Source organism: Qipengyuania sp. SM2512, assembly GCF_054954005.1.
The window spans coordinates 1,668,745-1,684,007 of the sequence record NZ_CM143134.1; the positions used below are offsets into that span (position 1 = coordinate 1,668,745).

Sequence of the window (15,263 nt, forward strand, 5' to 3'; positions counted from 1 at the left end):
TTGCGCGCTGCGAATTGTCTGGCCGCGCTGTTGCTGGCCGCCTTGCTCGGGGCGGCGTTCGCATGGCCCGACAGTGCGCGGGCCGACGAGCTGCGCCCGGTGGCGATCTCCTTCACCCAGCTCGACGAGAACCGCTGGCGGCTCGACTGGAAGCAGCCGGTCGCCTCGCCCGCCGCGCGGCTGGCATTTCCCACGCCACCCGACAATTGCCGCATGGCGGGCGAGCTGGTCGTTCGCAGCGGCGCAGCGGCGCTGATCGGCGGCGTCGAAGTCGAATGCGATGGCTCGGTCGCCGATCGGCGCATCGGCGCGCGCGATCTCGTCGTTGCCGGTGACGCGCTGCTGCGCGTGGTCCCGCTCGGACGTGCGGTGCAGACCCATCGCCTCACCGCTTCCGAGCCCGAGGCGACGATCGCCGGAATCCCCGCCGCGGCACAGGTCTGGCGCAGTTATTTCGGGCTCGGGGTCGAGCACATCCTCGAAGGCTGGGATCACTTGCTGTTCGTGATCGCGCTGGTGCTGCTGGTGGCGCGCGGCTGGACCGTAGTGAAGGCTGCGACCGCCTTTACGCTGGCGCATTCGCTGACGCTGGCGGCGGTCACCTTTGGCTATGCGGGGCTGCCGTCGCGCCCGGTCGAGGCATTGATCGCGCTGTCGATCGTGTTCCTCGCGGTCGAACTGGCGCGCGGCGACGGCGAGACGCTGACGCGGCGGTTGCCCTGGGCCGTGGCATTCGGTTTTGGCTTGTTCCACGGCTTCGGTTTCGCTGGCGCGCTGCGCGAGATCGGTCTGCCCGAGGGCGAGGTGCCGGCTGCGCTGGTCACCTTCAACCTCGGGGTCGAGGCAGGGCAATTGCTGGTGATCGCCGCGGTGCTGGCGCTGCGCCGCGTGCTGCAGCGGGTTTCCCCCCACGCCGAGCCCCCGGCCGTTCGACTTGCGGCCTATGCAATCGGCATCACCGGGAGCTACTGGCTGTTCGACCGGATCATTGCCTGATTCCGGGCGGCCGATGCGCATTTCGGCAACTTGTCATTCACACCCGCGCGCCTACATTGGAGATCGCGAAAGGATGTGCGTGACATGAGAGATCAGAACGAGCCGGGCGACCCCCAGGACAATGGTCCCAACCCCTGGGTAAAGAGCCTGATGATCTGGGGCGGGATTTTCCTTGCCCTGCTGGTCGTGGTCTCGGTGTTCGGCGGCAGCGCGCAGCCCGCCGGCGAGGAGCTCGGCTATTCCGAATTCCGCGACCGCGTTGCCGAAGGCGCGGTTCAGAATGTCAGCATCTCCGAAGACCGGATTACCGGCACGCTGTCCAATGGCGAGGCCTTTTCCTCGGTCCCCGTCGCCAACGACACCTCGCTGACCGCGCTGCTCGAAGAAAACGACGTTCCCTACACCGGTGCGGCCAAGGAAGAGATGGGTGTTCTCACCTACATGCTCATCCAGTCGCTGCCGTTCATCCTCATTCTCGGCATCGCCTTCTTCGCGCTGCGCCAGGTCCAGAAGGGCGGCGGCGCGGGCGGCGCGATGGGCTTCGGCAAGTCCAAGGCCAAGATGCTCACCGAAAAACAGGGCAAAGTCACCTTCGACGATGTCGCGGGCATCGACGAGGCGCGCGAGGAGCTGGAGGAGATCGTCGAATTCCTCAAGGACCCGCAGCGCTTCTCCAAGCTCGGCGGACAGATTCCCAAGGGCGCGCTGCTGGTCGGCTCGCCCGGTACCGGCAAGACGCTGCTGGCGCGCGCCATCGCGGGCGAAGCGGGCGTGCCCTTCTTCACCATCTCGGGCTCGGACTTCGTCGAGATGTTCGTCGGCGTCGGTGCCAGCCGCGTGCGCGACATGTTCGAACAGGCCAAGAAGAACGCGCCCTGCATCCTCTTCATCGACGAGATCGATGCCGTGGGCCGCAGCCGCGGGCACGGCCTGGGCAATTCCAACGACGAGCGCGAGCAGACGCTCAACCAGCTGCTGGTCGAGATGGACGGGTTCGAGGCCAATGAAGGCATCATCATCATCGCGGCGACCAACCGTCCCGACGTGCTCGACCCCGCGCTGCTGCGTCCGGGCCGGTTCGATCGCCAGGTCGTCGTCCCGATCCCCGATATCGAAGGGCGCGAGAAGATCCTCGCGGTGCACATGAAGAAGGTGCCGCTGGCGCCCGACGTCAACAGCCGCACCATCGCGCGCGGCACCCCGGGCTTTTCGGGTGCCGATCTCGCCAACCTCGTCAACGAGGCGGCGCTGCTGGGCGCACGGCGCAACAAGCGTCTGGTCGCCATGCAGGAGTTCGAGGACGCCAAGGACAAGGTCATGATGGGCGCCGAACGGCGTTCGATGGTGATGACCGAGGACGAGAAGAAGATGACCGCCTATCACGAGGCGGGGCATGCGCTGGTCTCGATCAACGAGCCTGCCTCGGACCCGATCCACAAGGCGACGATCATCCCGCGCGGCCGCGCGCTGGGCATGGTGATGCGCCTGCCCGAGCGCGACAGCTATTCCTACCACCGCGACAAGATGCACGCGAACCTCGCGGTCGCGATGGGTGGGCGCGTGGCGGAGGAGATCATCTTCGGCCACAACAAGGTCTCCAGCGGCGCCTCGGGCGATATCCAGTACGCGACCGATCTGGCGCGCTCGATGGTCACCAAATGGGGCATGAGCGACAAGCTCGGCCCGCTGCAATACGAGGAAAGCCAGGAAGGCTATCTCGGCATGGGCCAGACCGCGCGCACTATGGGCGGCTCGGAAACGAACAAGCTGATCGACGCCGAGATCAAGGAACTGGTCGAAGCCGGGCTCAAGCGAGCGACCGAAGTGTTGAGCGAGCAGGAGGACAAGCTCCATCTGCTGGCGCAGGCACTGCTCGAATACGAGACGCTGACCGGCGAGGAGATCGATCGGCTGATCAAGGACGGTACGATCGATCGCACCGACAGGCCCAAGGGCGGCCAGATCGAGATCAAGCCGATTATCGGCAGCGCAGTTCCCAAGGCGGGCAAGAAGTTCGGCGGCGAAGGCGGCGCGGCCCCCGCGGGCGCCTAATCCGAAGGTTGATCGAAGCTACGAATGGCGCGCACTGCTTCCCGCGGTGCGCGCCGTTTCTTTTGCCGAAGAGCAGCACCGCCGGGAACATAGCAGGAACTAATATGTTGGTCGGACAAAGGAGATTTGTTCCATGACCAGCACCGTTCCCACCGAACATCCCAAGTCCGATCCCGTCACCAATGCCGAGAAACCGCCCGAGAACTGGACCACCGGCGACGAGGCGATGACCGGGGCGCAGGCGAGCTATCTCAAGACGCTGAGCGAAGAAGCTGGCGATCCCGAGGCCTATGACACCGGGCTGACCAAGGCCCAGGCGTCGAAGCGGATCGACGCGCTGCAGGAGCAGACCGGGCGCGGCGCCTGAGCCTTTAGAACGCCCCGAGCAGCAGCAGGATCTGCAGGAACAGCATTACGACCACACTGATGAAGATCACCAGCACGCAGAGCCGCCATAGTGCCGAAAAGCGCGTCAGGGCGTAAGTCCCGCGCAAGTGCTTGTAGATATGCACCGGCGGGATCAGCGAGCCTGCGAGCAACACGATCCCCCCGGTCACGCCGAGAGCATTGAGCAGCGACAGAGCCACGAACAGCAGCGACATAAACGCCAGCGAGTAGGTCACGAAAATAGCATGATCGTAGGCGCGAAAACCACGTCGCCAGAGAAACAGCAGCCACACGAAGGGCACCGAAAGCGGGATCAGCAACCAGCTGAATTTATAGCTGTTGGCTTGCAGCTTGTAGAGCATCAGCCCCGGATTGTTGCGCCATTTGTCCAATCCCTTGTCGAGCCAGCTCAAGCCGGTCTTGCGGTGTGACACCGAAGCGATCCCACCTGCGCCCTCCATTACCTCGCCGGTTTGCTCGACTGCGACGATTCGCTCCTCGACGGCAGCGAGTTCGCTCTGCAACGCGGCGCGCGTCGGCGAACCTGCCGGTGCACTCTCCACCTGCCGCCGCAGCGCATCGCGCTCGTCGGTGAGGTCCGTGCGGGCATCCTCGATCTGCGCGCGGATCCCGTCACGGGTCGAGATGTCGGTCGGAGGGGTCAGCCCGATCGCCTGGAAGACGGCGAACATCAGGAACACCGAGAACAGGAACAGCGCCATCGGCGAGACGAAGCGGGCGCGCTCGCCGTCGATGTAGCGGCGGGTGAGTTTGCCGGGCCGGAGCGCGAGTTCGGGAAGCGTGCGCCACGTCTTGCCGTCGAAATGCAGCGCACCGTGAAGCAGGTCGTGCAGGAAGGCGCCCAGAGTGCGGTGGAGATGCGCCTGCTGGCCGCATCGATGGCAATGCGGCCCTATCAGGGCGGTGCCGCAATTGAGGCAGGCGGCTTCGGCGAAATGGCCATCGACCAGAGCCAACGGCCCATTGCCGGGCTTACCCGCCTCGGCCGCGATCGCGCGTCCGATCAGGCCGCCTTCGGCCGCGGTGCCGATCGCTTCGCCCAGTTCGCTCATGCCGTTCCCCTTGGGTCGGCCCTTACTTCCCGCCACGGTTCGGTGCAATGCGGTTGCCGGCTTGCGCCGCGCGGGCTGTGCGCCACATAGGGCGGGATGGATCCGCGATCGCCAACTTTCCAGATGATCGGTCTTGCCGCGATGGCGCTGGTCTTCGCTGCGCTGGCGGCGGTGGAGATGATCGCACCGCGCCGTGCGCTGCGGCATGGCCGCACCCGCCGCTGGAGCACCAATCTGGGGCTCTTCGCGCTCGATACCGCACTGGTCCGGGTGGCGGTGCCGCTGCTGATGGTCGGCACCGCGCAACTGGCGGAGGCGCGCGGATGGGGGCTATTCAACCAGTTCGCGCTGCCGTTCTGGCTCGAACTGCTGCTCACCCTCATAGCGCTCGATCTCGCGCTGTTTCTCCAACACTGGGCCACCCACCGCGTCCCGCTGCTATGGCGCCTACATCAGGTCCATCACGCCGATCCCGATTTCGACGTTACCACCGCGGCGCGCTTCCACCCGGTCGAGATCGGCCTGTCGATGCTCTACAAGATGGCCGTAGTCGCCGCGCTGGGACCCGCAGCAATCGCGGTCTTCATCTTCGAAGTGGCGTTCAATGCGGCCACGCTGTTCATCCATGCGAACCTGTCGCTGCCGCCCGCTTTCGATCGGCTGGCACGCCGCGCGATCGTCACCCCCGATATGCACCGCGTCCATCATTCGGTGCTGGAGCGCGAGACCAACAGCAATTACGGCACCATACTGTCGGGCTGGGACAGGCTGTTCGGAACCTATCGCGCAAGCGCACAGGCGGGGCAGGATGGATTGACGATCGGCCTCGCCGAATATCAGGACGAGCGCCCGCTCGGGCTCGGATGGAGTCTGCTGCTGCCCTTCAAGCGCCGGGCGGAGCAGGCAGGCCAAGCAAAAGGGCCGCAATCCCGGTGAGGATGCGGCCCTTTGGCGTCTGCAATGTCGGAGGCAATCAGCCTTCGTAATCGGCCCCGACCGAGGTCGAACGCGCGGGAGCGGAAGCGGTGATCCGCAGCGCTTCGGCCGACTGGCTGAGCGAGCCGACTTCATCCGCTTCGTCGTCGTCGTCGGGCAGGATCTTCTGCAGGCTGGTGACTGCCGATTCCATCAATTCCTTGGGCTTGACGGTCTGTTCGGCAATCTCGCGCAGCGCGACGACGGGGTTCTTGTCGCGATCGCGATCGATCGTCAGTTCCGCCCCGCCCGAAATCTCGCGCGCCCGCTGGGCCGCCAGCAGCACGAGATCGAAACGGTTGGGGATCTTGTCGACGCAATCTTCGACGGTTACGCGCGCCATACAGCACTCCGAAAAATTCGATGAAATCGGGAAAGGCTGCCAAATAGCCTTCCGAGGCTGCGGAGTCAAGAATTTGCACAGCCCGCATGGCTGGCCTAGGACCTCGGGCGATGACCGATGCCCCAGTGCAGGACCCCGGCGCGGGTACCGGATACAGCGATCCCGAACCCTTCTCCTGCGAAGCGCAGGGTCAGTCGCTGCGGTTCTACCCCGGGGGAGCGGATCGCCGCGCGGCGCTGTTCGAGCTGGTCGCTTCGGCCCGGCGCACGCTCAAATTGTGTTTCTACATCTTCCTCGAGGATGAGGTCGGGACCGAACTGCGCGACGCCCTGGTCGCGGCAGCACGGCGGGGGGTCGATGTCACTCTGGTGATCGACGGATTCGGCGCGGATTTGTCCCAGCCCTTCCTCGAGCCGCTGCGCAAAGCCGGCGCGACCTGCCAGGTCTTCGGCACGCTCTGGACCCAGCGCTATCTGATCCGCAACCACCAGAAGATGGTCATCGCCGACGATTGCCGCGCGATGTTCGGCGGGTTCAACATCCAGGACGACTATTTCGCCCCTCCGGAGGAGAACGGCTGGAACGACCTCGGGATCACGCTCGAGGGTTCGGCGGTGGCCGGGCTGGTCGGATGGTTCGACCGGCTGCAGAGCTGGAACGAGGAAGTCGACGGCAATTTCAAGCGGATCCGCCGCGCGGTGCGCGAGTGGGACTGGTCGGAGGGCGAAGGGCTGCGCTGGCTGGTCGGCGGGCCGGCCCGAGGGCTTTCGAAATGGGCCGCCTGCGTTGGGCGCGATCTCGACCGGGGCAAGCGGCTCGACATGTTCATGGCCTATTTCTCGCCCTCGAGAAAGCTGCTGCGCCGGATCGGGCGGATTGCGCAGATGGGCGAGGCGCGGCTGGTGATGGCGGGCAAATCGGACAACAACGCAACCATTGGCGCGACGCGCTCACTGTATCATTACCTGCTGGGCAAACGGGCCGAGATCTACGAATTCACCCCCTGCAAGCTGCACACCAAGCTGATCGTGCTCGACGATGCGGTCTATCTGGGCAGCGCCAATTTCGACATGCGCAGCCTGTTCATCAATCTGGAGATCATGCTGCGGATCGAGGATGCCGCGCTGGCAGAGCGGATGCGCGAATTCATCGCCACGCAGGCGGAGGCGTCCGAACGGATCACGCCCGAACTGCATGAGGAGCGCGCCACTCCGTGGAACCGGATCCGCTGGAACCTGAGCTGGCTGCTGGTTTCGGTGCTCGACTACACGATCAGCCGCAAACTCAACCTCGGGCTCTGACCCGCCCGCCCGCGCGGATCACTGTTCGCCCCAGTCGCTATAGTCCTTCTTGTTGGGACTTGTGAACTTGGTGATCTCGGCATGGAAATGCAGCGGGACATTGCCGGTCGAACCGTGGCGCTGCTTGGCGACGATCAGCGTCGCCCGGTTGCGCAGCTCCAGATAACGTTCTTCCCAGACGCTGTATTTCTCGCGCGCATCGGGCGAGCTTTCGGGGCCGGGCATGTCGGGGCGCGAGGCCTCGTGGTAATAGTCCGCGCGGAAGATGAACCACACCATGTCGGCGTCCTGCTCGATCGAGCCCGATTCGCGCAGATCCGAGAGCATCGGGCGCTTGTCCTCGCGCTGCTCGACTGCGCGGCTGAGCTGCGACAGCGCGATCACGGGCAGGTTGAGTTCCTTGGCGAGCGTCTTGAGCCCGCGGCTGATCTCCGAGATCTCGTTGACGCGGTTGTCGTTGGCGCGGCCCGAACCCTGCAGCAGCTGGAGATAATCGACCACGATCATGCCGATGTCGTGGCGGCGCTTGAGCCGCCGCGCGCGGGTCCGCAGCCCGGCGATGGTGAGCGCGGGCGTGTCGTCGATATAGAGCGGCAGATCGGCGAGCTTCTGGCTGGCGGCGGAGAGCTTCTGGAACTCGTCGCGGGTGATCTTGCCCGAACGCAATGATTCGCTGGTGATCTCGGCCTGTTCGGCGAGGATACGCGTGGCGAGCTGGTCGGCGCTCATCTCGAGGCTGAAGAAGGCGACCGGGGCACCGAAATTGTAGGTGCCACCCTCGCGCTGCCATTTCATGTGCTCGGCAGCGCAGTTGAAGGCGATGTTGGTGGCGAGCGAGGTCTTGCCCATGCCCGGCCGCCCCGCGAGGATGATGAGATCCGAACTGTGCAGGCCGGCGGTCTTCTGGTCGATCACCTCGAGCCCAGTGGTCTTGCCTGAGAGCCCGCCGCCCGAATTCATCGCCGCCTCGGCCATCTTCAGCGCGGCCAGCGTCGCGCTGCGGAAATCGGTCGCCTGCGAATCGCCCGTCGCGCCTTCGGCGACGCGGAACAGATCCGCCTCGGCCTGCGCGATCTTGTCCATCGGCGCGACCTCTTCCGAGGTGTCCAGCGCGCCCTCGACCAGCCCCCGCCCGACGCTGACCAGCTCGCGCAGCAGCGCCAGATCGTAGATCTGCTCGGCCAGCTCGCGCGAGGCGAGCAGGCCCTGGCCATCGGCAGTCAGCTTGGCGAGATAGGTCACCCCGCCGAGCGATTGCAGCGCCTCGTCCTGCTCGAAATAGGGCTTGAGCGTCACCGGGGTGGCGACCGAATTGCGGTCGAGCAGCCGCAGCACACGTTCGTAGACCCGCTGGTGGACCGGTTCGAAGAAATGCTCGGGCCGGATCGGGGTCGAGAGCTCCTCGATCACCTTGTTGTCGATCAGCACTGCGCCCAGGAACGCCGCCTCGGCCTCGAGATTCGCGGGCAGCGCGCGGCCGATGTTGTCGGGCTGACTCGCTGCAGCGGCAGGGGCGCGCGAATCAGCGGGAGGGGCGAGCGTGTCGGTTGCGGGCATTCGGCCCTGATGCCCGTGCGGCCCCTTCACTGGCAAGGCAGCAGGGCCACAGATCGGCACTCGCGGCCTGTGGATAGCGGGGATGCGCGCGCAAGCCCTTGCCGCGCCAGTGCACTATCTGCGAAAGCGGCTGCCAGCGATGCCCGATTCCCCCACTCCTCCCGTTTCCGCCCCTCCCGTTGTTGGCGAAGGCGACTACCGCATTGCGCAAGTCGATCTCGACGAGGCGACGATCATCTGGCGCAATGCCGATATCGAGCAGGAGCGGCGCGTCGCGATCTTCGACCTGATCGAGGAGAACAGCTTCAAACCGCTGCGCGCAGTCGAGCGCGGGGCGAGCGGTCCGTTCCAGCTGACGCTGGCGGTGGTCGACGGGCGGCTGGCGATGCGGATCGCCGATATGGAGGGCGAGCTGGTCGAGGAGCTGGTGCTGGGTCTGGCGCGGTTTCGCCGCCAGATCCGCGACTATTTCGCGATCTGCGACAGCTATTACCAAGCGATCCGCAAGGCCACCCCCGCCGAGATCGAGACGATCGACATGGCCCGCCGCGGAATCCACAACCATGCCGCCGAACTGCTGGTCGAGCGGCTCGAGGGCAAGGTCGAAACCGATTTCGCCACCGCGCGGCGGCTGTTCACGCTGATCTGCGTGCTGCACATCAAGGGCTGAGTGATGGCGCGCAGGCCCTCTCGCAGAAAGCCGCGCCGTCCGGCAGGCACGCGCGGTTCGCGCTGGCTGCCGCGGGTGATTGCGCTGGCGGTGCTGATCGCGCTGGTCGGCGGCGGCTGGGCATGGTGGGATTCGCGCAACTGGCGCCCCGACGAGGCCCGATGGGCGGATCAAGGTGCGCTGGTGGGCGAGGTCGACGGGTCCGTCAACTTCGCCACGCTCAAGGGGCTGGGCGCGGGTTTCGTCTACCTTGAGGCGAGCCGCGGAGCCGATGGCAAGGACGCCGCTTTCCCCGACAATTTTGCCGCTGCGCGCGGCGCGGGGCTGCAGATCGGCGCGGTCCATCGTTTCGACCCTTGCACCAGGGCCGACGGCCAGTCGGCCAATTTCGTCACCACCGTTCCGCGCGACGTCGAACTGCTGCCGCCTGCGATCATGCTCGAGCGCACCGCCGAGGACTGCCCCGAGCGGGTCAGCCGCGCCGCGGTCCAGAGCGAGGTGATGACGCTGGTCAACCAGATCGAGGCGCACACCGGCAAGCCGGTCATCCTCGCGCCGTCGGAGGAGTTCGAGGAGGACTATGCGGTCGCAGCGCGGATCGACCGCAATCTGTGGCTGTCGCGCAACTGGAACGAGCCGACCTATGAAGGGCGCCCGTGGATGCTGTGGACCGCCAACCGCGCCTTTCAGACCGAAGCCGCCGAGCAACCGTTGCGCTGGGTGGTGGTGCGGCCCTAGGAGCATGGCGATGATCGATCAGACCCCCGCCGACGAAATCCTGATTGCCGCCGCGCGCGATGCGGCGACGAGTTCCTATTCGCCCTATTCGAACTTTCCCGTGGGCGCTGCGCTGCGTTTTGCCGATGGCGGAATCGTCACCGGGACCAATATCGAGAACGCGAGCTACGGCCTGGCGCTGTGCGCCGAGACCGTGGCGGTGGCGCGAGCAATGGCCGAGGGCCGGCGCGGCGGGCTCGAGGCGGTGGCGGTGACGGGGCCGGGGGACGAACCGATCACACCCTGCGGTCGCTGCCGCCAGGTGCTCAACGAGCTGGCGCAATTGGGCGGCACCGATCCGCAGGTGCTGTGCGTGGGACCGAAGGAGGTGCGCCGCACTACCCTCTCGGCGCTGCTCCCCGATGCGTTCGGACCCGCCAGCCTCGTCTGAGCGAAGAATTCTCTCCGCGGCGTTAACCCCGTTTCAGCGGACGCGCGTGTAGGCGCCGCCGGGTAACAGGAGAATCCGGCCCATGAAATTCATCCCCCTCCAATCGCGCGGCGGCAATTATCTCGTCGTCGCATCCAACGTCGCCTGGCTGCGCACTGCCGAGAACGGCCAGACCGCGGTCGGCATCATCGGCGGCAACCCGCTGCTGGTGACGGGCAGCATGGAGGAAGTGGCGGAGATTCTCCTCAAGGGGTGACCAGCCCGGCCCCGCGCGGAACTCAGTCCTCTTCGGTCTCGAGCCATTCGACCAGCGCCGCGAGGCAGTCGCGCGCGAGCAGCTTGCAGCGCTCGGGCGACCAGCCCTGCGCGGGATCGGGCAGGTCGATCAGATCCTTGTAGGGCATCTCGAGCGTCATCGCGGTGCAGCCGAAACGGTGCGCGACCTGATTGGTCGAGATGGCCAGATTGGCCTTGCCCGCCGAAGTCTTGGGATAGCCCAGCTTGGTCTGGAAATCCGGGGTGCGGCGGTCGAGGATGCGCTCGTAGCGATAATAGCGCTCGCCCTGTTCGTCGCTCCAAGAAGGGATCCCTTCGAAGCCCGCAAGGAACACCGCGGGAATCGCCTCGTCGCCGTGGATGTCCATCGCGAAATCCACTCCGGTTTCGTCCATCGCATTGCGGATCGCGAGCACTTCGGGCGATTTCTCGGCGCCGGGCTCGGCCCATTCGCGGTTGAGATTGGTCCCCGCCGCATTGGTCCGCAGATGGCCGCGGCGCGAGCCGTCGGGATTGCAATTGGGGACGATGTGGAAGCGGCACTTCTGCCGCAGCACCATGGCGACGGGATCGCTGGGGTCGGTGAGCACTTCGAGCGCGCCCTCCATCCACCATTCGGCCTGCGTCTCGCCGGGATGCTGGCGGGCGTAGAGCCAGACCTGGCGATCGCCTTCGCCCAGTTCGAGGCAGTCGATCGGCTGGCCGTCGAGCGTGGTGCCGAGATGGCGGTAGTGGACACCTTCGGAAGCCGCGGCCTCGGAGATCAGATCGTGGTGGCGCTCCATCGAATAGGGAGCAAAATAGGCGAACCAGGAGATCTCGCTGGCGGGGGTGTAGCGGATGGTGAGCGAACCGCCCTCGGCATCCTTGTCGAACGTCGATTCGGCGCGGCCCCAGAATTCGCGGTCTTCGGAAACGCAGGCGTCGTAATCGGGCCAGCCGCCGGGATAGGCGCTGGTGTTGAGCCCGGTGATCACCAGTTCCAGCTCGCGCCCCGCCGCGCCCGAGACGCGGAAGTGGAACCACTGCTTGAACTCGCTCTGGTGGTCCGCCGGGATCGCCAGCGTGGCGCGCGCACCATCCACCGAAAGGACTTCGATATTGCCGCTGTCGAAAGCGCAATCGATCCGGATATCGCTCACTCTTGTACCTCTACTTGCACGGTTTCGCCATTGTTGCCGGGGAACTCGCTGAACAGCGCGGCGGCGACCGTCTGTGCGTTGGCGACCCGATCCGCAAGGGCAGAGTTTTCGGCCACCGCGAAATCGGCGCGGCCTTCCCACAGCACCTGCGAACTGGCGGCATCCCGGATGACGACGCGCATTTCGGTGCCCACCTGGCTCTGCGACCCGCCGCCCAGATTGATGCCGACCCCGAGGCCGACCCCTGAGCCGTAGCTGCCGGTCGAACCGCCGACGCCCACGCTCACCGGGTTGCGCCCGCCGTCGCTGCCCAGTCGGTAGCGCTCGACGCGGACTTCGGCGATCTGGCCCGCCCCGGCGCGGGCGCTTTCGCGATAACCCTGTCGAACCAGCTCGGCGGCGACGGCTGCCTTGTAGGGTGCGAGCTCGAGATTGTCCTCGCCGGCCGCGCTCTGGACGAAGATCGGCCCTTGCGCGAGCTGGGTGCTGGCGGTGGGGGCGACGAAGCGGGTGACTTCGACCGGTCCGGGCGCGGTGGCGCAGGCGGCGAGCGAGAGAGCGAGTGCGGCGGCGGAAAGGGTGCGACGGATCATGGGATGGCTCCAGTGCGGATTTATTCGGGGCAGGGATATTGGTCTTTGGCTAACGTTTGGATGGCAAAGCGGTGCCGGAGCGCGCGCTGAGTCGTTGGCGGTGCTTCAGAGGCAGGGCGGTTGCTGATAGCGGAGCGGGTATGAACGCAGGCGAAAAGGGCGCGGTGCTGGTCACCGGCGGAGCGGGCTACATCGGTAGCCATGCGGTGCTGGCGTTGGTCGATGCCGGCTGGCCGGTGGCGGTGTTGGACGACCTCTCGACCGGCTTTCTCGACACAGTGCCCGACGGGGTGAAGTTCTATGAGGGCGATATCGGCGATTGCGGCTTGCTCGAGCGGATATTCGCCGAGCTGGGCATCTGCGCGATCATGCACTTCGCCGGCTCGGTAGTAGTTCCCGAATCGGTGGCCGATCCGCTCGCCTATTACGACAACAACACCGGCAGGAGCCGGGTGCTGATCGCGGCCGCGGTGCGCGCGGGCGTACCGCGCTTCATCTTCAGCTCGACCGCGGCGGTCTATGGCGTGCCGGAGCGCACGGCCGTGACCGAGGACACTCCAACGCAGCCGATCAACCCCTATGGCTGGTCCAAGCTGATGACCGAGCAGATGCTCGCCGACGCCAGCGCGGCGCATGGGCTGGATGTCTGCGTGCTGCGCTATTTCAACGTTGCCGGCGCTGATCCGCGCGGGCGCGCCGGGCAGTCCACCGCCGGGGCGACGCATCTCATCAAGGTCGCCTGCGAGGCGGCGCTGGGCAAACGCGAGCGAGTCGCGGTCTATGGCACCGATTACGACACATCCGATGGGACCGGGGTACGCGACTACATCCATGTCAGCGATCTCGCCGCAGCGCATGTGCTGGCGCTCGACGCGCTGGTGGCGGAGCCCGGTCGTCCGCTGACGATGAATTGCGGCTATGGGCGCGGATTCTCGGTGCTCGATGTGCTCGATGCGGTGGACCGGGCGAGCGGCGGGCATATCGAACGCGTTATGCAGCCGCGCCGTCCGGGCGATCCGGCGGCGCTGATCGCCGACCCTTCGCGGCTTCGCGCAACGCTGCCATGGGTGCCGCGCTATGCCGACCTCGACACGATCGTGGCGCATGCGCTGGACTGGGAGCGCCGGCTGGCGCAGCGAGCAGCCGGAGGTGGCGGGGCCGCCTCCGATCGGGCAGGTAGTGCTTGACCCGACTCGGCCCCGTCGCTAACCGGCGCGCTTGAAATCCGCGCGTCGGGGTCGCATCTCCGGCGCGTATTTATTTGTCATACGGAACCCGTCATGAAAATCCGCAACAGCCTCAAGTCGCTCAAGAACCGTCACCGCGACTGCCGCGTGATCCGTCGTCGTGGGCGGACCTATGTCATCAACAAGACCAACCGTCGCTTCAAGGCCCGCCAGGGTTGATTGGCGCCGCGGCGTTTCGCTGCGGACGATGGTGAGGTGAACGGCCCGGCTCCCTTGAGGGGAGCGCGGGCCGCTTCCGTTTGGGGAAATGGCACATGATAGAGGCAGTGGTGTTCGATGTCGGGCGGGTGCTGTTCCAGTGGCAGCTGAGCGCGCTGTTCGAGAAGCTGGTCGAGGACCCCGCCGAGCTCGATCACCTGCTCGCCGAAGTGGTGACCGAGCAGTGGCATTTCGAGGCCGATGCGGGGCGTCCGCTGGCCGAGATGGTGCCCGAGAGGACGGCGCTGTATCCCGATCACGCGCCGCTGATCGAAGCCTATGCGACGCGCTTCAACGAGACCATTCCCGGCCCTGTCCCCGGCAGCCTCGCCATCGTTGAAGAACTCCACGCGCGCGATATGCCGCTCTACGCGATTACCAATTTCGGCTCCGAATTCTGGGACGGCTTCCGGCCGACCCAACCGGTGTTCGATCTGTTTCGCAAAATCGTGGTTTCGGGCAAGGAGCGAATGGTCAAGCCCGATGCCGCGATCTTCGCGCTCGCCGCCGAGCGCTTCGGGCATGAGCCGGAGTCGATGCTGTTCATCGACGACAATCGCGCGAATATCGATGCGGCGCGGAGCTACGGCTGGCAGGTCCATCATTTCGCCGATGCCGCGCTGCTGCGCGCCGATCTCGAGCAGCGCGGGCTGCTGACCTAAAGGTACGAGCCAAAAAGAAGCCCCGGCCGCCTGTGGGGACAGACGCGGCCGGGGCAGTTGGCCACCCGATGGAGAGGGGTGGGACGGTAAGGTCGGATCAGCCGTTGCAGCGCGCCAGCTTGTCGGCTTCGAGCGCTTCGCCATCGGTGGTGAAAGCGGTCACTTCGCCCATTTCGCGCTGCAGTTCGCGGCACATGCGCATCGGCCGGCTGGTGCCCTTGTTGGCGACACAGGTGGTACCCTGGCAGGACCAGGCGACGCCGCCTGCAACGGTGCGGCTCTCGCTGGCCGGGGCGGCCAGCTCGGCGACATAATAGGCGCCAGCTGCGGCGGTGGCGGGAGCCGGGGCCAGCGCGGCGCCGAAGGTCAGTGCGGTGTAGCCAAGGCCCAGCGCGATAGCGGAAAGATTGGTGAGGCGGGGAAGGGAGAGGGTCATGGGGAGAATCCTTGAGCTTGCGTTTACATCAACCGGGGTTTCTATATTTGCAACTAGGTTGCACTTTGAAACCTGTTGCGAAAGGTCGCCTAGCTAACTAGGTTGCGCGATGCAACTTAAATCGTAACGGCCGGGTCGATTTGCACCCGCGCGTTTTCCGGCTAGGAAGAACGCGGGAAAGGATTTT

General features: G+C 65.9%; 18 protein-coding genes. 12 read left to right on the forward strand and 6 right to left on the reverse strand.

Annotated elements, in window-relative coordinates; translation table 11 throughout:
* From ACQ5J0_RS08300 to ACQ5J0_RS08310, 3 genes are all read left to right on the forward strand, one after another.
* Positions 1-996, forward strand: a complete 996-nt coding sequence (locus ACQ5J0_RS08300) for a HupE/UreJ family protein (protein WP_462566991.1) — start codon at positions 1-3, stop codon at positions 994-996.
* An 84-nt stretch (positions 997-1,080) separates the two neighbouring features.
* Positions 1,081-3,048 (forward strand): ATP-dependent zinc metalloprotease FtsH, encoded by a 1,968-nt coding sequence (ftsH, locus tag ACQ5J0_RS08305; protein WP_462566992.1) that lies wholly within the window; start codon positions 1,081-1,083, stop codon positions 3,046-3,048.
* A gap of 133 nt (positions 3,049-3,181) precedes the next feature.
* Complete coding sequence (locus ACQ5J0_RS08310; protein ID WP_462566993.1) at positions 3,182-3,415, forward strand: DUF3072 domain-containing protein; 234 nt, start codon at positions 3,182-3,184, stop codon at positions 3,413-3,415.
* Positions 3,416-3,419: 4 nt separating this feature from the next.
* On the opposite strand, the gene ACQ5J0_RS08315 is transcribed toward ACQ5J0_RS08310, so the two are convergent.
* Positions 3,420-4,508 carry a DUF3667 domain-containing protein gene (locus tag ACQ5J0_RS08315; protein ID WP_462566994.1) on the reverse strand — a complete coding sequence of 363 codons (1,089 nt, stop codon included), beginning with the start codon at positions 4,506-4,508 and terminating at the stop codon, positions 3,420-3,422.
* A 96-nt stretch (positions 4,509-4,604) separates the two neighbouring features.
* On the opposite strand from ACQ5J0_RS08315, the gene ACQ5J0_RS08320 reads away from it, so the two are divergent.
* Positions 4,605-5,444, forward strand: coding sequence for a sterol desaturase family protein (locus tag ACQ5J0_RS08320; protein WP_462566995.1), 840 nt, complete (start codon positions 4,605-4,607; stop codon positions 5,442-5,444).
* Between the two features lie 37 nt (positions 5,445-5,481).
* Here ACQ5J0_RS08320 and rpoZ read toward each other — a convergent pair whose 3' ends face one another.
* Positions 5,482-5,826 (reverse strand): DNA-directed RNA polymerase subunit omega, encoded by a 345-nt coding sequence (gene rpoZ, locus ACQ5J0_RS08325; RefSeq protein ID WP_462566996.1) that lies wholly within the window; start codon positions 5,824-5,826, stop codon positions 5,482-5,484.
* A gap of 110 nt (positions 5,827-5,936) precedes the next feature.
* Here rpoZ and ACQ5J0_RS08330 point away from each other — a divergent pair, with 110 nt between their 5' ends.
* A complete protein-coding gene (locus ACQ5J0_RS08330; RefSeq protein WP_462566997.1) occupies positions 5,937-7,127 on the forward strand; it encodes a phospholipase D-like domain-containing protein in 1,191 nt (396 codons plus the stop codon).
* An 18-nt stretch (positions 7,128-7,145) separates the two neighbouring features.
* Here ACQ5J0_RS08330 and ACQ5J0_RS08335 read toward each other — a convergent pair whose 3' ends face one another.
* Positions 7,146-8,684: a replicative DNA helicase gene (locus ACQ5J0_RS08335; protein WP_462566998.1), complete on the reverse strand. Its 1,539-nt coding sequence runs from the start codon at positions 8,682-8,684 to the stop codon at positions 7,146-7,148.
* 139 nt (positions 8,685-8,823) lie between these two features.
* On the opposite strand from ACQ5J0_RS08335, the gene ACQ5J0_RS08340 reads away from it, so the two are divergent.
* The 4 genes from ACQ5J0_RS08340 (at position 8,824) to ACQ5J0_RS08355 (ending at position 10,778) form a co-directional block, all read left to right on the forward strand.
* Positions 8,824-9,354 (forward strand): UPF0262 family protein, encoded by a 531-nt coding sequence (locus tag ACQ5J0_RS08340; protein WP_462566999.1) that lies wholly within the window; start codon positions 8,824-8,826, stop codon positions 9,352-9,354.
* Between the two features lie 3 nt (positions 9,355-9,357).
* On the forward strand, positions 9,358-10,092 hold the full coding sequence (locus tag ACQ5J0_RS08345) for a glycoside hydrolase family 25 protein (RefSeq protein WP_462567000.1): 735 nt from the start codon (positions 9,358-9,360) through the stop codon (positions 10,090-10,092).
* A gap of 10 nt (positions 10,093-10,102) precedes the next feature.
* Complete coding sequence (locus ACQ5J0_RS08350; protein ID WP_462567001.1) at positions 10,103-10,522, forward strand: cytidine deaminase; 420 nt, start codon at positions 10,103-10,105, stop codon at positions 10,520-10,522.
* An 82-nt stretch (positions 10,523-10,604) separates the two neighbouring features.
* Positions 10,605-10,778 carry a hypothetical protein gene (locus ACQ5J0_RS08355; RefSeq protein WP_462567002.1) on the forward strand — a complete coding sequence of 58 codons (174 nt, stop codon included), beginning with the start codon at positions 10,605-10,607 and terminating at the stop codon, positions 10,776-10,778.
* 22 nt (positions 10,779-10,800) lie between these two features.
* Here the strand turns inward: ACQ5J0_RS08355 and ACQ5J0_RS08360 are convergent, their stop codons facing one another.
* Positions 10,801-11,940 carry a M14 family metallopeptidase gene (locus ACQ5J0_RS08360; protein WP_462567003.1) on the reverse strand — a complete coding sequence of 380 codons (1,140 nt, stop codon included), beginning with the start codon at positions 11,938-11,940 and terminating at the stop codon, positions 10,801-10,803.
* The gene (locus ACQ5J0_RS08365; RefSeq protein WP_462567004.1) at positions 11,937-12,533 is read right to left on the reverse strand and encodes a DUF4136 domain-containing protein; all 597 of its coding nucleotides are present in this window, start codon (positions 12,531-12,533) and stop codon (positions 11,937-11,939) included. Before ACQ5J0_RS08365 ends, ACQ5J0_RS08360 begins: the two co-directional genes overlap by 4 nt.
* A gap of 140 nt (positions 12,534-12,673) precedes the next feature.
* Here ACQ5J0_RS08365 and galE point away from each other — a divergent pair, with 140 nt between their 5' ends.
* The 3 genes from galE to ACQ5J0_RS08380 all read left to right on the forward strand — a co-directional run bounded on the left by galE (position 12,674) and on the right by ACQ5J0_RS08380 (position 14,640).
* Positions 12,674-13,720 carry a UDP-glucose 4-epimerase GalE gene (galE, locus tag ACQ5J0_RS08370; protein ID WP_462567005.1) on the forward strand — a complete coding sequence of 349 codons (1,047 nt, stop codon included), beginning with the start codon at positions 12,674-12,676 and terminating at the stop codon, positions 13,718-13,720.
* 93 nt (positions 13,721-13,813) lie between these two features.
* Positions 13,814-13,939, forward strand: coding sequence for a type B 50S ribosomal protein L36 (gene ykgO, locus ACQ5J0_RS08375; RefSeq protein ID WP_007165381.1), 126 nt, complete (start codon positions 13,814-13,816; stop codon positions 13,937-13,939).
* A gap of 95 nt (positions 13,940-14,034) precedes the next feature.
* Positions 14,035-14,640 (forward strand): HAD family hydrolase, encoded by a 606-nt coding sequence (locus tag ACQ5J0_RS08380; RefSeq protein ID WP_462567006.1) that lies wholly within the window; start codon positions 14,035-14,037, stop codon positions 14,638-14,640.
* A gap of 97 nt (positions 14,641-14,737) precedes the next feature.
* Here ACQ5J0_RS08380 and ACQ5J0_RS08385 read toward each other — a convergent pair whose 3' ends face one another.
* Positions 14,738-15,076 (reverse strand): CC_3452 family protein, encoded by a 339-nt coding sequence (locus ACQ5J0_RS08385; RefSeq protein WP_462567007.1) that lies wholly within the window; start codon positions 15,074-15,076, stop codon positions 14,738-14,740.
* Between the last annotated feature and the right edge of the window lie 187 nt (positions 15,077-15,263).

What these genes read in the sequence shown, in the direction of transcription:
- ftsH (WP_462566992.1), top strand. Translation starts at nt 1,081, where the DNA reads ATGAGAGATCAGAACGAGCCGGGCGACCCCCAGGACAATGGTCCCAAC.
- ACQ5J0_RS08310 (WP_462566993.1), top strand. Translation starts at nt 3,182, where the DNA reads ATGACCAGCACCGTTCCCACCGAACATCCCAAGTCCGATCCCGTCACC.
- ACQ5J0_RS08315 (WP_462566994.1), bottom strand. Translation starts at nt 4,508, where the DNA reads ATGAGCGAACTGGGCGAAGCGATCGGCACCGCGGCCGAAGGCGGCCTG.
- ACQ5J0_RS08320 (WP_462566995.1), top strand. Translation starts at nt 4,605, where the DNA reads ATGGATCCGCGATCGCCAACTTTCCAGATGATCGGTCTTGCCGCGATG.
- rpoZ (WP_462566996.1), bottom strand. Translation starts at nt 5,826, where the DNA reads ATGGCGCGCGTAACCGTCGAAGATTGCGTCGACAAGATCCCCAACCGT.
- ACQ5J0_RS08330 (WP_462566997.1), top strand. Translation starts at nt 5,937, where the DNA reads ATGACCGATGCCCCAGTGCAGGACCCCGGCGCGGGTACCGGATACAGC.
- ACQ5J0_RS08335 (WP_462566998.1), bottom strand. Translation starts at nt 8,684, where the DNA reads ATGCCCGCAACCGACACGCTCGCCCCTCCCGCTGATTCGCGCGCCCCT.
- ACQ5J0_RS08340 (WP_462566999.1), top strand. Translation starts at nt 8,824, where the DNA reads ATGCCCGATTCCCCCACTCCTCCCGTTTCCGCCCCTCCCGTTGTTGGC.
- ACQ5J0_RS08345 (WP_462567000.1), top strand. Translation starts at nt 9,358, where the DNA reads ATGGCGCGCAGGCCCTCTCGCAGAAAGCCGCGCCGTCCGGCAGGCACG.
- ACQ5J0_RS08350 (WP_462567001.1), top strand. Translation starts at nt 10,103, where the DNA reads ATGATCGATCAGACCCCCGCCGACGAAATCCTGATTGCCGCCGCGCGC.
- ACQ5J0_RS08355 (WP_462567002.1), top strand. Translation starts at nt 10,605, where the DNA reads ATGAAATTCATCCCCCTCCAATCGCGCGGCGGCAATTATCTCGTCGTC.
- ACQ5J0_RS08365 (WP_462567004.1), bottom strand. Translation starts at nt 12,533, where the DNA reads ATGATCCGTCGCACCCTTTCCGCCGCCGCACTCGCTCTCTCGCTCGCC.
- galE (WP_462567005.1), top strand. Translation starts at nt 12,674, where the DNA reads ATGAACGCAGGCGAAAAGGGCGCGGTGCTGGTCACCGGCGGAGCGGGC.
- ykgO (WP_007165381.1), top strand. Translation starts at nt 13,814, where the DNA reads ATGAAAATCCGCAACAGCCTCAAGTCGCTCAAGAACCGTCACCGCGAC.
- ACQ5J0_RS08380 (WP_462567006.1), top strand. Translation starts at nt 14,035, where the DNA reads ATGATAGAGGCAGTGGTGTTCGATGTCGGGCGGGTGCTGTTCCAGTGG.
- ACQ5J0_RS08385 (WP_462567007.1), bottom strand. Translation starts at nt 15,076, where the DNA reads ATGACCCTCTCCCTTCCCCGCCTCACCAATCTTTCCGCTATCGCGCTG.